This is a genomic window from Gemmiger sp. An120, from assembly GCF_002160955.1.
Lineage (GTDB): Bacteria > Bacillota > Clostridia > Oscillospirales > Ruminococcaceae > Gemmiger_A > Gemmiger_A avium.
This window is the reverse complement of sequence record NZ_NFLN01000001.1, coordinates 352571-366727: the sequence shown is the minus strand read 5'-3', so window position 1 is coordinate 366727 and position 14157 is coordinate 352571. Positions and strand designations below refer to the sequence as shown.

Sequence of the window (14157 nt, the reverse complement as noted above, 5' to 3'; positions counted from 1 at the left end):
TGAAAGGCGATCAGCCACGGAAGAAATTCCGCAGGCGCTCCAGAATGCCCACGCGCTTGGGAGCCGCGGCAGCGGGCGGCGCAACGTGGAAATCCTCCCGGAAAAGATCATACAGCAGCATCTGGCTGTCGATCCGGGCCTGCCCGTCTGCCGGTTTTACCCGGACATATTTTCCGTTGGGGCGCATCTCCCGGGCGTTCACATTGTCTTCCAGTTCCAGCCGCAGGATCTCCAGCAGACGAGCCACCAGATCCGGCTGCCGCACACGCACGCCTACCTCGACCCGGCGCTGGGTGTTGCGGGTAAGGAAATCGCCGGAGGCAATGTACACCCGCACATCCTCGCCGACGCCAAAGGCATAAATACGGGAATGTTCCAGATAGCGGCCCACAATGCTGCGCACCCGTAGATTCTCCGTCAGGCCCGGAACCCCGGCCTTTACGCAGCAGATGCCGCGCACGATCATATCCACCGGCACGCCCGCGCAGGAGGCCTCCGACAGTTTCAGGATGATGTCCTTGTCGTTGATGGAGTTGTTCTTCAGCAGGATGCGGGCGGGATGGCCGTCCCGGGCGGCCTGGATCTCCCGGTCCATCTCCTGCATCAGCACGCTCTTGAAGCAGAGCGGCGCCACCAGCAGATTCTCAACCTGCGGGGTAAGACGCTCTACCGCCAGATTGTTGAAGACCGCGGCCACCTCTTCCCCGATTTCCTGGTTGGAGGTTATAAAGGACAGATCGGTATACTGTTCGCTGGTTTTTTCGTTGTAGTTTCCGGTACCGATCTGGGAAATATACTGGAACTTCCCGTTCTTCTTGCGGGTGATCAGGGTCAGCTTGGAATGCACCTTGTAGTTGTCAAAGCCGTAGATCACGGTGCAGCCGGCCTGTTCCAGCTGTTTGGACCAGTCGATGTTGTTCTGCTCGTCAAAACGGGCGCGCAGTTCCACAACGGTCACAACTTCCTTGCCGTTTTCCGCCGCCGCCACCAGGGCCTGCACGATCTGCGATTCCCGCGCCACACGGTACAGGGTCATCTTGATGGAGAGCACATCCGGATCGTAGGCCGCTTTTTTCAGCATCTTGATAAACGGGCGGATGCTCTGATACGGATAGCAAAGCAGCACGTCCCGGTGCTGGACCTGTTCTTCCAGGTTATAATCCGCCGGGGCCTGCATCGGCCGGGCAGCCGGATAGCACAGTTCCGTGTGACCGTCCGACGCCAGGCGGGAGGCAAGACGGAACAGGCAGCTCAGATCCAGCGGGCTTTGCTGCACAAAGCAGCGTTTCCCGGAAAGGATCAGTTTCTGGCACAAAAAGTGCTGGATTTCCTGCGGTGCCTCCGGCCAGAACTGGATGCGCACCGCTGCCAGCTTGCGCCGCTTTTTCAGCAGTTCGGTCATAACCTCCCGGTAGTCGATGTCCTGATCCATCAGACCCTCGTCGGGGGTGATGTCGGCGTTCCGGGTTACCCGGAACAGGCACTTTTTCTGCACGCTCCAGCGGCCAAAAGCCATAGGCGCATAATGGGCGATCAGTTCCTCTACCAGGGCATACCAGGTCACGCCGTCCTGCTGCAGATACAGCACCCGTTCAAACTGGCTGCTGACCGGGATAATGCCAAAGGAAACTTCGCTGTCCCCTTTGTTTTTCAGGGTCACGCCCAGATAGATCTCCTGGTTGCGCAAAAACGGAAACGGATGCCGGTGGTCGATGATCTGCGGGGAAAGCAGCGGAAACAGCTCCGCTTCAAAATATTTTTTCCAGAAGCGTTCCTGTTCCTTGGTCAGTTTGTCAAAATTCAGCTTATTATAGCCTTTTTCCCGCAGATTCTCTTCCAGCTGATTTACATATTTGTCGCACAGGCCCTGCAGTTCCGCAACCACCGGCATGATGGCATTCAGCTGCTGCGCCGCAACCGCATTGCGGGAGCCCGCATCCGCCTTATCCCCGTCCAGTGCAAGCTGATCCTGCAACGACCCGACACGCACCATAAAAAATTCGTCCAGGTTGCTGCCGTAAATTGCCGCAAACTTAAGCTGCTCGGCCAGAGGCACTTCCTTATCCTTGGAAAGCGCCAGAACCCGGCGGTTAAACTCCAGCCAGCTTAATTCCCGATTTATAAACAGGGTATCCTGTTCCATCAAAATCCCTCCGCATACTGTTCCGAAATATATGCCATGCTCCCCCAGCTGAGAATCGTGTGCGCATCAATGCCCTCAATGTTCCACATTTCCGGCAGGAAATGATAGGGACCATGCTGCTCCCGGTAGGAAATGATCTCTCTGGCCAAAGCAGGACCAATCCCCGGCAGGCAGCACAATTCCCGCACCCCCGCCTGATTCACATCGATCCGGATGGAATCATTCAGTTCCGGAGGTGTGCCGGAAAGGTTTCCATCCGTTGACCAAAGCGGCGGAAAGACAGCCGCTGCCGCCCCCACTGTCAGCAGCAGAGCCAGCAGGGTAGCCAGCAACAGACGGACCGCATCCCGCCGGGCACTGACTTTATCCGGACGCATCATTGCGCATCGCCTCTTTATGCTGATTTTACCACACCTTACCACAAAAGGAAAAGGGACTTTTGCTGCATTTGACAATTTCTATACATAACGCTTGACGAGTTTATACAGATACTCCCCTACGCCGCCGTCCGCACAGCGGCTCATGGTAACTTCGTCTGCCTGCGCCTGTACATCCCGCGGCGCATTTGCCACCGCTACCGAATGCCCGGCCAGCCGCATCAGGTCAAGATCGTTGTAATAATCGCCGATAAAAATCACGTTTTCCATCGGCAGGGCCAGCCGGGCGCACAGACGTTCCAGGCCGGATGCCTTGCTTACCCCCTGCGGCATGATCTCATAATAGATGGTATTGGTGCGCAGAAAGTACACGCCGGGATAGCTGTTCTGCGCGGCAAACGCTTCAATCTGCTCCAGTAGCGCGCTTTCCCCCGCAAACACCACCTTGAGCCAGTCTTCCGGCAGTGTGTCCAGCGGCTGCAGGATGCAGCCCAGCTTCTCATCCGCCAGGTGCGCCTGGGTATACCGGTTGGCCCGCAGAAGGCGGATTTCGCCGTTTCCGGTCTGCACCTCCACGCCGACGGTGGGAAAATGCTCCATCACATCCAGGATGGCCTGCCGCGCACCGGCTGTTTCCATGGTGCGCCGGTACACGGCCTGCTCCTGCTCAAAATCATAGAGGATAGCTCCGCCGCAGCACACCGCCGGCGCCGACAGCTTCTGGGCGCCCATTGCCGCCCGCACCGATTCCGGCGGCCGGCCCGTGGCCACCGTAAAGCGTCCCCCCAGGGAGCAGAACAGATCAATCGCTGCCCGGTTACAGGCCGGAATACCGCTTTTTGCTGTGAGCAGTGTATTGTCCATATCGCTGACTACCAGGATATCCGCCAAGCGTTCAATCATCGTTTGTATTCCTTCCCAGAGAATGCAGAAATTCCGTAAACCAGGGCGGCAGCGGCACTTCAAACCGCATGGTTTCCCCTGTGATCGGATGGGTAAATCCCAGCACCTTTGCGTGCAGGCACTGCCCCTGCAGCCGTGTAATCACCGCTTTGGGGCCGTATACCGGATCGCCCGCCAGAGGATGCCCGATGCTGGCCATATGCACCCGGATCTGATGGGTACGGCCGGTGCGCAGGCGGCACTCCAGGTGGGTGAATCCCTGGTACCGGTCCACCACCCGGTAAGCCGTATAGGCATAGCGGCCGTCCGGTACAATCGCCATTTTCTTCCGGTCGGTTTTGTGGCGGCCGATCGGGGCTTCCACAAAGCCCTCATCCTGGCGAAAACCGCCGTAGGCCACCGCATGGTAGGCCCGTTCGATGCTGTGTACGGCCATCTGGGCGGCCAGGCCCTGGTGCGCCGCGTCGTTTTTGGCCACCACCAGCAGGCCGCTGGTGTCCTTGTCGATCCGGTGCACAATACCGGGGCGCAGTTCGCCCCCAATGCCGGACAGGCTTCCCCGGCAGTGGTACAACAGCGCATTCACCAGGGTTCCGTCCGGATTGCCGGGGGCCGGATGCACCACCATGCCCTTGGGCTTGTTGACCACCAAAAGATCCGCGTCTTCGTACACAATGTCCAGCGGAATATTCTGGGCAACGGCTTCCACCGGCTGCGGGTCCGGGATCTCCAAAGTGAGGATCTGCCCCGGGCGCAGCCGGGCGTTTTTGGTCGTCGGCTTTCCGTTGCACAGCACCTTGCCGTCCTTGACAAGCTGCTGCAAGGCACTGCGGGAAAGGCCTGTTTCCTCCTGAGCGGCCAGGTAGCTGTCCAGCCGCTGGTCACAAGCTTCCTGCGGCACTACAAATTCAAGCTGCTGCATACCCGTCTCCGTCCGCTTTGCGGCGGTGCTCCCGCAGTTCCACCTGAATCAGGTAGAGGATCAGCAGGCACACCCCGACTGTTACCAGCACATCCGCAAAATTGAAGATCGCAAAGTTCATGAACAGCACGTTCCAGAAATCCATCACGGCGCCGTTGGCCACCCGGTCGATCAGGTTGCCGATGCCGCCTGCCAGGACCAGGGTCCAAGCGGCGTACTCCAAACGGCTGGCCGGCATCCGGAATACCAGATAGGCGGTCAGAGCCAGCAGCGCCAGGCTGGTAAACAGAATCAGGAAGGTTTGTTTTCCGCCCAGCATGCTGAAAGCCGCCCCGTCATTCAGGGTAAAGCGGAATTCCAGAACGCCGGGAATAAACGGAATGCTGTCCACATACTGCAGCACCTGAACCGCCCACAGTTTGGTCAGCTGATCCACGGCAACCAGTACCGCGGCAACGGCAAACATTCCAAGCGTAAGGCGGAATCCGCGCGTCCCGTGCACAAGCCAGGCGGCAAGCAGGAACAAAACGGCCAATACACAGGAAACAACGATCACGGTCATAAACAGAATACTCCCTCATTGCCAAAACAGCGGCGCTTTGGGCAAGCGCCGCTGTTTTGTGTTGTTACAAATTCAAATCAGTCTTCCAGAACGCTGGCGCAACGGGCGCACAGGGTAGGATGCTCCGGATGGCTGCCCACGTCGCTGGTGTATTTCCAGCAGCGCTCGCACTTGTGGCCCTGAACGCGCTCCACGCTTACGCCCAGGCCTTCCACCTCGCCCTTGGTGCCGGCATCGTCCTCGCAGATCTTCACCTGGGAGACAATCAGCAGGTCTTCCAACTCATTCTGGGGAATGCTGCGCACAAACTCCGCCAGTTCACCGGTGCAGTGCAGGGTCACGCTGGCCTCCAAGGATGCGCCGATCACCTTGTCGGCACGGGCCTGCTCCAGCACCTTCTTCACGTCGTCACGCAGGGCGATCAGGCGGTCCCACTTGGCACGGAATTCCGCGCTCTGGGCGTAGACGCCGGGCTTGGGCATATCCTCAAACACCACGTACTTCTGCTTGCCCTCAAAGTCCGGAACAAAGCTCCAGATCTCCTGGCTGGTAAAGGTCAGGATGGGGGCGATGATCTTGGTCAGATCCACCAGGATACGGAACATGGCGGTCTGCGCCGCACGGCGGGCCGGAGCGTCCACCTTGCTGATATAGAGGCGATCCTTGACCACATCCAGATAGAAGTTGGACATATCCACCACGCAGAAGTTGTACACCGCATGGTACACCTTGTGGAAGTCAAAGCTGTCGTACCCGTCACGGGCCACCGCGTTCAGCTGATCCAGACGATCCAGCGCCCAGCGGTCCAGCTCGGTAAGCTGATCGTCCGCCACCAGATCGGTGCGGGGATCAAAGCCGTTCAGGTTGCCCAGGATAAAGCGGGCGGTATTGCGGATCTTGCGGTACGCCTCGCTGAGCTGCTTGACAATCTCCTTGCTGATGCGCACGTCCACGGTGTAGTCGCTGGAGGCGACCCACAGACGCACGATATCGGCACCGTAGTCCTTGATGATCTCGCTGGGTTCCACGCCGTTGCCGGCAGACTTGTGCATCTGCTTGCCTTCGCCGTCCACTACCCAGCCGTGGCACAGGACGTTCTTGTAGGGAGCAACGCCGCGGGTTGCGACGCTGGTGAGCAGGCTGGACTGGAACCAGCCGCGGAACTGGTCGCCGCCCTCCATATACAGGTCAGCGGGCCAGTGCAGTTCCGGACGCTCCTCCAGAACCGCCACGTGGGTGGAACCGGAGTCGAACCAGACGTCCATGATATCCTTGTCCTTCTCGAACTCGGTACCGCCGCATTCGCAGGTGTAGCCGGCCGGCAGGATCTCAGAAGCCTCGTACTTGTACCAGGCGTCGCTGCCCTCCTTGCGGAACAGGTCGCTGACCGCCTTGATGGTCTCGTCGGTGATGTGGTACTTGCCGCACTTCTTGCAGTAGAAAGCCGGGATCGGCACGCCCCAGGTACGCTGACGGCTGATGCACCAGTCGCTGCGGTCACGCACCATGCCGGTCATGCGGTCATGGCCCCAGCCGGGGAACCACTGCACCTGGTCGATGGCCTTGTAGACGTCCTCTTTGAAGGCGTCAATGGAGCAGAACCACTGCTTGGTGGCACGGAAGATGATGGGGCTGTGGCAGCGCCAGCAATGGGGATACTGGTGGCTCATGTGCTGAACGCCCAGCAGATGGCCGCTCTCCTGGATATGCTTCAGGATCACCTTATTGGCATCCCAGACCTTCAGGCCGCTGAAGGGGCCGGCCTCGGCGGTCAGGTAGCCGCCGTCGTCCACCGGCACCACCACGGGGATCTGGGGATAGTTGCGGGTGCAGACCTCGAAGTCTTCCACACCATGGCCAGGAGCCGTGTGAACACAGCCGGTACCGCTTTCCAGCGTGACATGGTCGCCGTTGATCACCAGGCTCTTGCGGTCCAGGAAAGGATGCTGAACCTGCATCAGTTCCAACTCGCTGCCGCGCACAGGCTCGCCCACGATCTCATAGCTGTCGATCTTGCAGGCCTGCATGGTGCTCTCCACCAGGGCCTCGGCCATGACCAGGTAGTCCTCGCCTACCTTGACGAACACATAGTCATAGTCGGGGTTCAGGCAGATGGCCACGTTGGCGGGCAGGGTCCAGGTGGTGGTGGTCCAGATCACGAACCAGGCCTTCTCCATGGGGATGCCGCGCTTGGCCAGGATGCCGTTCGGGTCGTCGGTGACGTTGAAGCGGACGTAGATGGAATCGCACTCGTCCTCACCGTACTCGATCTCCGCCTCGGCCAGGGCGGTGCGGTCCTCCGGGCACCAGTACACAGCCTTCAGACCCTTGTAGATATAGCCCTTCTTGGCCATCTCGCCGAAGATCTCGATCTGACGAGCCTCAAATTCCGGCTTCAGGGTCAGGTAGGGATCCTTGAAATCACCGATCACGCCCAGGCGCTGGAACTGCTCGCCCATGATGTCGATATGCTCGGTGGCGAACTCGTGGCAGACCTTGCGCAGCTCCAGCTTGGAGATCTCGCCCTTGCCCACCAGCTGCTTCATGGCTTTCAGCTCGATGGGCAGGCCATGGGTATCATAGCCGGGCACATAGGGAGCCTGGAAACCGGTCATGTTCTTGTAGCGGACAATGATGTCCTTGATGATCTTATTCAGCGCCGTGCCCATATGGATGTTGCCGTTGGCATACGGAGGGCCGTCATGCAGCACATACTTGGGCTTGCCCTCGTTGTGCTTCATGAGTTCTTCATACAGATGGTTCTCCTGCCAGTCGCGGAGCATCTCCGGCTCCTTTTTGGGCAGGCCAGCCCGCATATCAAATTTGGTGCTGGGAAGATTGATGGTCTTGTTGTAATCCTGTGCCACTGGTCTATACTCTCCTCGCTGCGTTTTTTGTGTGCGGTCAGTCGCTGAATTTAATGCCCTGGAACCCGTCAAATACCGACGGCTCCTCCTCGGCCGGTTCCTCTTCCGGAGCGGCGGGGGCATCCATCAAATTGGTGAAGTCGATCTCGGCGCCGAAGTCCTCTTCCTCGTCCTGGGTTTCCGAAACGCCGGAAACCGCTGTCCAGGGGGAAGTTTCCTGCTGCGCCGGCTGGGCAGGCTCGTCCATCTCCGCAGCAGCCGGTTCCTGCGCCGCGGGCACAGCCGGCTCTTCCGGGCTCTGCACCGGCTCTTCTTCCTTCTCGGCCGGGACTTCATCCTCATGGCCCGGCAGCGTGCTGAGGGACTCAATATGCTGCCGGTACAGGTTCAGCACATTGGTCTTGAACGCTGCCACCTCGGCACTGATGCGCTGGTACTCCAGCGTCTCGTCCTGCACCTGCTCATGAGCCTGGCGGGTGATGTCCTCCGCGCCGATACGGGCCTTGCGGATGATCTCCTCCGCTTTCTGCTTGGCCTCGTGGATCACGTTTTCACCCATACGCTGGGCGTTGAGAAGCGCCGTCTTCAGATTGTCCTCGTCCTTGCGGTACTCTTCAATCTTCTGCGCCAGAATATACAGCTTTTTGCGGAATTCTTCCTTTTCCTTGGTAAGCTCGTCGATCGTGTCAGCCACCTGCTGCAGGAACGAGTCCACATCCTCTGCCCGGTACCCGCGCATGGACTTTTCAAAGGTGACGGTGCGGATCTCCTGAGATGAAATCATGATCTACCCCTCCGGTCGTGTAAGAATGTTGCGCATGGCTCAGCCATACTGAAAAAATGTAAGAAACAAACGGTCTTTGCGGCTTTTTCCGCCCAGCTGCTGCACGCGAAAGCGCCCCATCCCCCGCACGGTGAACACGTCGCCTTCATATACATCGGTATGGGCAGCCGAAACCGGGATATGGTTGATCTCCAGCCGCCCGGCCCGGATCAGGTCACAGGCCTGCCCGCGGGAAATATGCAGCATGGCAGCCAGCACACTGTCGGCCCGCAGGGACGCCACCGTGACGGTGTGGCTCTCCCGCTGGGGCGCGCACAGCTCCTGAGGAATATCCGCAAGCTGCGCCATCTCGGCCCGGGCGGATACCCGGCCTGCCGAAGTCAGCTCCTGGCAGATCAGCCGGGCAGCCGGTTCCAGCGCGCACACATACGCCTGCTGGGCCGGTGCCGCCTCTATCAGGATATCCCCTATGCTCTCCCGCTTGATGCCCAGGCCCAGAATGGAGCCCAGCAGGTCCCGGTGGCCGGGGCCCGGCTGGCCGAATTCCACCCGGACGCAACAAAGCGGCGGTTCGCCATAGGCGCCCGCCGGCCTTATGCACAGCAACTTCCGTTCCGCTTGTTCAAATCCTCCCTCAAAACCGTAACAGGCACAGCCGGCACGGTTCATGGCGGCGACACACAGGTCCTGTTCCCGGTCGCTCAGGAAAGATGTCCAGCGAACCCGGCCGCTGCTTTCAGCAGCACGGGCCAATTCTTCCGCGCGGCGCATCACAAGCCGCTCATGATCGTCCCGCGGCGGGATAAAGCCGCGGGTTGCAGGCTCAGAAGAATACGCCATTGCTCTCCAGTTCGTCCAGCAGATCGCCCATGATGTCCACGTTGTACGGGGTGATGATAAAGGTGCTGTTGGCAACCCGCTTGATCTGACCGTTGTTGGCATACGCCACACCGGACAGGAAGTCCACCAGGCGGCGGGACACTTCCTTATTGGTGGATTCCAGGTTCAGTACCACCGTACGCTTGGCGTTCAGGTGATCCGCCACCGTGCTGGCATCCTCAAAACGTTCCGGCTTGACAAGCACCACCTTGAGCTGGGTGGTGGCGTTGATATTGACCACCTTGTTGCGCTTGGAACCGGAATCCGCCTTGGGTTCCTCTTCCACTGCTGCAGCCCGGGGGCTCACAAAATCTACTTCGTCTTCCCCATAGTAATCATCCGCGTCTTCTTCGCCGATGCCAAGAAAATCTTTCAACTTATCCAGCATGGTCCCATCTCCTTTGCGCAGCCGGGCAGATCAGGCAGCCGCGGCCACAATACAATATGTTATTATTATCGCTTTTTTTGTGCCGGATGTCAACTACGCACAAGGCTGTGTCACAGCTTTTTTCCGTCGTACAGATCCATGCCGGATACGATAACCTCATCGTACAGCCGGACCTCACTGTCGCCGCCCACCTTGCCGTCTGCGGGAACCAGCAGATAGTTCTCATCTTCGTACAGCACGACAATGTTCCGCTTGCGGGCCAGGTTGCCATATTTTACATACACGCATTTCTGGCCATCCACAATATGCAGCGCCTGGGCCGGAACCCGGATTCCCTCATAGCTGGCAAAGTCGATCCGCGCTGTTTCCTGGCCCAGGGCCAGGATATCCGCACCCATATACTCGCACTCCAGCGTGACCTTGACGAGGCCGGTTCCCTCCTCCTCTTCCAGGCTCAGGACCTTGGCAGGCAGAACGGTATCGCTCCGGTTGGGGAAGCTGACGCTGACCTTGCTGCCCACCGTAAACTTTTCGCTTTCTTCCAGGGTGCAGACCCCGTAAAAATGCCAGGTATAGCTGGTAACGATCTTGCCGGAATAGGCATCCGAGGACTGCAGAATACCGGTTTCCAGGGCCGCGGACAGTTCCGAAGCCGTCATACCGGCCAGCGTTTCCCCGTCCGCCGAAAGGAACGACGCCTTGTCGGAGGAGATGAAGTATCCGCCGGAAGGCGCTGTTACCGCCGCCGGGCTTCCCAGCTGCTGGGTCAGCGCGTCCTTCTGGGCGTTCAGTTCCGCAAGGGTATCGGCAAAACCCGCGCTCTGGCCGGTAGTGACCTTGAGCCGGTTGGAGGCCAGCAGGTACTCCTGCGCCCCGCTGGATGCCTGGCCGAAATCATGGGCTGCCAGCGCGTCCAGAATATCCAGCGTGGCGGTTCGCATCGAGGCGCTCAGGGTGTCCACATTTCCGCTGACCTGGCTGCTCTGCAGCACCTGGATCTCCTCTTCCACCTGCTGCAGCTGCTTGCGGCACTGTGCCTGTGCGGCGTCGGTGTACTGCTCCGCCACCTGCGTGCCGGAGGACACACGGATGCCGTCCGCTACCAGATAGCCGATCTCGCCGCTGCCGGCGGGCAGTGTCTGCTCGCTGAACACCACGGCGCCCTCACAATACAGGCTGTCGGTCATGGTGGCGGTTACTGCGGTTTCGGTAATATAGGGCCGGTTGGCAAAGTGGAACAGCATGACCGCCAGATACAGTGCGGGCGCCGCCACGGCCACCACCAGGATGGTGCGCAGCAGGGTTTGTCGTAAATTGTTCATCTTTGCCTGCCTTTCCTGCCGTTATACCGGCGCATCTTTGTATTCCGCTTACAGTTCCTGCCGTACCCGTTCCACCGCGAGACGGCACACCGCCGGGTCACAGGCGTCCAGCCAGACAACGCCATCCATATGGCGGAACCAGGTCAGCTGCCGTTTGGCGTACCGGCGTGAGGCCTGTTTCAGCTGGGCGGTGCAGTCTTCCAGGGTTGCCTGCCCGGCAAAAAACGGGAAATATTCCTTGTATCCGATTGCCTGGGCCGCCGTGGGATAGTGGTCCCGGTTTTCCCAGACCCGGCGGGCCTCTTCCAGCAAACCGCGGCTGAGCATAACGTCCACCCGGCGGTCGATCCGTTCATACAGCCTTGCCCGGTCCGGGTCGGACAGGCAGAACAGCAGCGAGTTGTAGGGCTTTTCCTGCGGCAGGGAGGCCGCGTTGCGCTGTGCCAGCGTCTGGCCTGTGGAGATGGAAAGTTCCAGTGCCCGGATCAGCCGCTTGTGGTTGTGGGGGTGGACCGCTTCGGCCGCCTGGGGGTCCCGCTGACAGAGTTCTTCGTAGAGGGCCTGTTCCCCCTCCGCTTCCAGGCGGGCGCACAGCGACTGCCGCAGGCCGTCATCCTCCGGCGTGAGGGAGTAGCGGCGGCCATCCAGCAGGCTGGACAGATACAGGCCGGTTCCGCCTACCACCAACGCCAGCTTGCCCCGGGCATGGATATCCCGGATGCAGGCATCTGCCTGCTCCACGAAATCCGCCGCGCTGTACGGAACTTCCGGGTCCAGGAAATTGACCAGATGGTGCACAACGCCGCCCATCTCCTCGGGGGTTACCTGGGCCGTGCCCACGGTAAGGCCCTTGTACACCTGCATGGAGTCGGCACTGATGATCTCCGCCCCCAACTGCCGGGCCATCTGCACCGACAGGGCGGTTTTTCCGCAGGCGGTGGGGCCGCCCAGCAGGATCACACGGGGTTTATCCAAGCCTGCCAAACTGCTTTTCCAACTCCTTTTTGGTCAGTTTCAGCACCACCGGCCGCCCGTGCGGGCAGAACGGCGGCACCTTGCCCGCCAGGATCTCCTGAGCCAGGTGGAGCAGCTGCGCGGCATCGCTCTTGTCCCCTGCCTTGATGGCGGCGCGGCAGGCGATGGAGTGCAGCACCCACTCGGTTTTTTCGCTTACGGCGTCCCGGCTGCCCGCTGCCAGGCGGTCGGCCAGTTCCACCAGCAGTTCTTCCACATCGTTCGGGGGAACATCCGCCGGAACGGCGCGCACCAGCACGGTGCGGTCGCCGAAGTCCTCCGCTTCCAGGCCCGCGTCCTGCAGCAGCTGCTGATGCTCCAGAACCGCCTGCTTTTCCTCGGCGGAAAGCCGCACTGTTACCGGGGCCAGCAGCATCTGGCTGCTGACGCGGCCGTACTCGGCGGCCAGCTTTTCATACAGCAGCCGTTCATGGGCGGCATGTTTGTCGATCAGGCACATCTCGTCGCCCCGCTGGGTGATGATGTAGGTGCGGAACACCTCGCCCACATACCGCAAAGGCTCGATTTCCGGTTCAGGCTCCATCGTGATCTGCTCGGCGGCCTGAACGGGGGCCGGCTTTGGCGGCTCGGTTTGCGGTTCTTCCCGGGGCATTTCCGGCTGCGGGGCGGGCGGTTCCGCCCGTTCCGGTTCCGCCGGGCCTGCGGGCGGCATTTCCTCGACCGGCAGGCTCAGTTCCTGCTCGGAACGCACGGTATACACAGGCGTTTCCGGATCCGCCCCCACCGGGCGGCTGCGAAGCTGGCTTGCGCCGGCAAACATCTCGTTGATCTGCCGCATGGTCTCGACAGCGCGGGCAGAAGGCGCGGCGGTGGAAACCACTGCCGCCGGACGGGGAGCAGGCTGCACCGCGGGAGCGGCCGGTTTTGCCGGGGCAGGTACCGGCGCGGCCGCAGGCTTTTGCGGCGCCTGTACCGCCGTGCCCGGTTTTGCGCCGGACGGTGCAAAGGAGAACACCCGTTCCCCGGCGGCCGGGCGGGTGACCACCGTTTTGACCGCCCGGTAGACCGCGTCGAACACGTCCCCTTCCCGGGCAAAGCGCACCTCGGTTTTGGCGGGATGGACGTTTACGTCCACCAGCTGGGGCGGCATCTCCAGATTCAGCACACAGCCGGGGAATTTGCCCTGCATCAGAGTGCCTTTATAGGCGTTTTCCAGCGCGGCCATCATGGTGCGGTTCTTGACAAACCGGCCGTTGATGAAGAAGAATTGCATACTGCGGCTGGCCCGGCAGCCCCGGGGGGCGGTGAGCAGGCCGGAAAGCCGGTAGGGGCCCTCCCCTGCCGGTTCCAGTTCCAGCAGGTCCCGGGCAAATTCCCGGCCCAGCACCGCATAGGCGGCGCTGCGCAGACTGCCGTCTCCGGCGGTGGCAAACTGCTGCTTGCCGTCCCGCACAAAGCGGATGGCCACTTCCGGATGGGACAGGGCGATGCGGCTGACCACCTCCGACACATAGGTGCCCTCGGTGGCGTCCTTTTTCAAAAACTTCATCCGGGCCGGGGTGTTGTAAAACAGATCCCGCACCTCAATGGTGGTTCCCTGCGGACGGGCGGCTGTTTCCAGCCCCAGCTCCTGCCCGCCCTCGATCCGGTACAGGGCGGCAAACTCCTCGTCCTCGGTGCGGGTGAGCAGCTGCACCCGGGCCACGCTGGCGATGGAAGCCAGCGCCTCGCCCCGGAAGCCCAGCGTATGGATGCTGTCCAGATCCTCTTCGGTGCGTATCTTGCTGGTGGCATGCCGGATAAAGGCAGTGGGCACATATTCGGTGTCAATGCCGCTGCCGTTGTCGGATATGCGGATCAGGGAGATACCGCCCCGCTCCAGTTCCACCGTTACCTGGGTGGCACCGGCGTCAATGGAGTTCTCCAGCAGTTCCTTGACCACCGACGCGGGACGTTCCACCACCTCACCGGCGGCGATCAGTTCCGCTGTATGCTGGTCCAGCACATGGATCACGGCCATGCCCCTTCACCTCGT

12 protein-coding genes are annotated in these 14157 nt (G+C 60.7%); all 12 read right to left on the bottom strand.

The annotated features are described in order from the left end of the window. Window positions 1-10: 10 nt before the first annotated feature. The 12 genes from ppk1 to mutL all read right to left on the bottom strand — a co-directional run bounded on the left by ppk1 (window position 11) and on the right by mutL (window position 14142). A complete protein-coding gene (gene ppk1, locus B5E65_RS01635) occupies window positions 11-2143 on the bottom strand; it encodes a polyphosphate kinase 1 (RefSeq protein ID WP_087170034.1) in 2133 nt (710 codons plus the stop codon). Continuing rightward, window positions 2143-2523, bottom strand: coding sequence for a ComEA family DNA-binding protein (locus B5E65_RS01630; RefSeq protein WP_087170033.1), 381 nt, complete (start codon window positions 2521-2523; stop codon window positions 2143-2145). The genes ppk1 and B5E65_RS01630 overlap by 1 nt, the downstream gene beginning before the upstream one ends. 78 nt (window positions 2524-2601) lie before the next feature. Beyond that, window positions 2602-3423 (bottom strand): Cof-type HAD-IIB family hydrolase, encoded by an 822-nt coding sequence (locus B5E65_RS01625; RefSeq protein ID WP_087170032.1) that lies wholly within the window; start codon window positions 3421-3423, stop codon window positions 2602-2604. Continuing rightward, a complete protein-coding gene (locus tag B5E65_RS01620) occupies window positions 3416-4345 on the bottom strand; it encodes an RluA family pseudouridine synthase (RefSeq protein ID WP_087170031.1) in 930 nt (309 codons plus the stop codon). The genes B5E65_RS01625 and B5E65_RS01620 overlap by 8 nt, the downstream gene beginning before the upstream one ends. Beyond that, window positions 4332-4907, bottom strand: a complete 576-nt coding sequence (gene lspA / locus B5E65_RS01615) for a signal peptidase II (protein WP_242957449.1) — start codon at window positions 4905-4907, stop codon at window positions 4332-4334. Before lspA ends, B5E65_RS01620 begins: the two co-directional genes overlap by 14 nt. 77 nt (window positions 4908-4984) lie before the next feature. After that, complete coding sequence (ileS, locus tag B5E65_RS01610; protein WP_087170030.1) at window positions 4985-7774, bottom strand: isoleucine--tRNA ligase; 2790 nt, start codon at window positions 7772-7774, stop codon at window positions 4985-4987. A 37-nt stretch (window positions 7775-7811) separates the two neighbouring features. After that, the gene (locus B5E65_RS01605; RefSeq protein WP_087170029.1) at window positions 7812-8558 is read right to left on the bottom strand and encodes a DivIVA domain-containing protein; all 747 of its coding nucleotides are present in this window, start codon (window positions 8556-8558) and stop codon (window positions 7812-7814) included. A gap of 39 nt (window positions 8559-8597) precedes the next feature. Next, complete coding sequence (locus B5E65_RS01600) at window positions 8598-9398, bottom strand: YlmH family RNA-binding protein (protein ID WP_087170028.1); 801 nt, start codon at window positions 9396-9398, stop codon at window positions 8598-8600. Next, window positions 9382-9825: a cell division protein SepF gene (locus tag B5E65_RS01595; RefSeq protein ID WP_087170027.1), complete on the bottom strand. Its 444-nt coding sequence runs from the start codon at window positions 9823-9825 to the stop codon at window positions 9382-9384. Before B5E65_RS01595 ends, B5E65_RS01600 begins: the two co-directional genes overlap by 17 nt. Before the next feature lie 110 nt (window positions 9826-9935). Next, on the bottom strand, window positions 9936-11147 hold the full coding sequence (locus tag B5E65_RS01590; protein ID WP_087170026.1) for a biotin/lipoyl attachment domain-containing protein: 1212 nt from the start codon (window positions 11145-11147) through the stop codon (window positions 9936-9938). Between the two features lie 48 nt (window positions 11148-11195). Then, window positions 11196-12131, bottom strand: coding sequence for a tRNA (adenosine(37)-N6)-dimethylallyltransferase MiaA (gene miaA, locus B5E65_RS01585; RefSeq protein WP_087170025.1), 936 nt, complete (start codon window positions 12129-12131; stop codon window positions 11196-11198). Next, window positions 12115-14142, bottom strand: coding sequence for a DNA mismatch repair endonuclease MutL (mutL, locus tag B5E65_RS01580; RefSeq protein WP_087170024.1), 2028 nt, complete (start codon window positions 14140-14142; stop codon window positions 12115-12117). Before mutL ends, miaA begins: the two co-directional genes overlap by 17 nt. Between the last annotated feature and the right edge of the window lie 15 nt (window positions 14143-14157).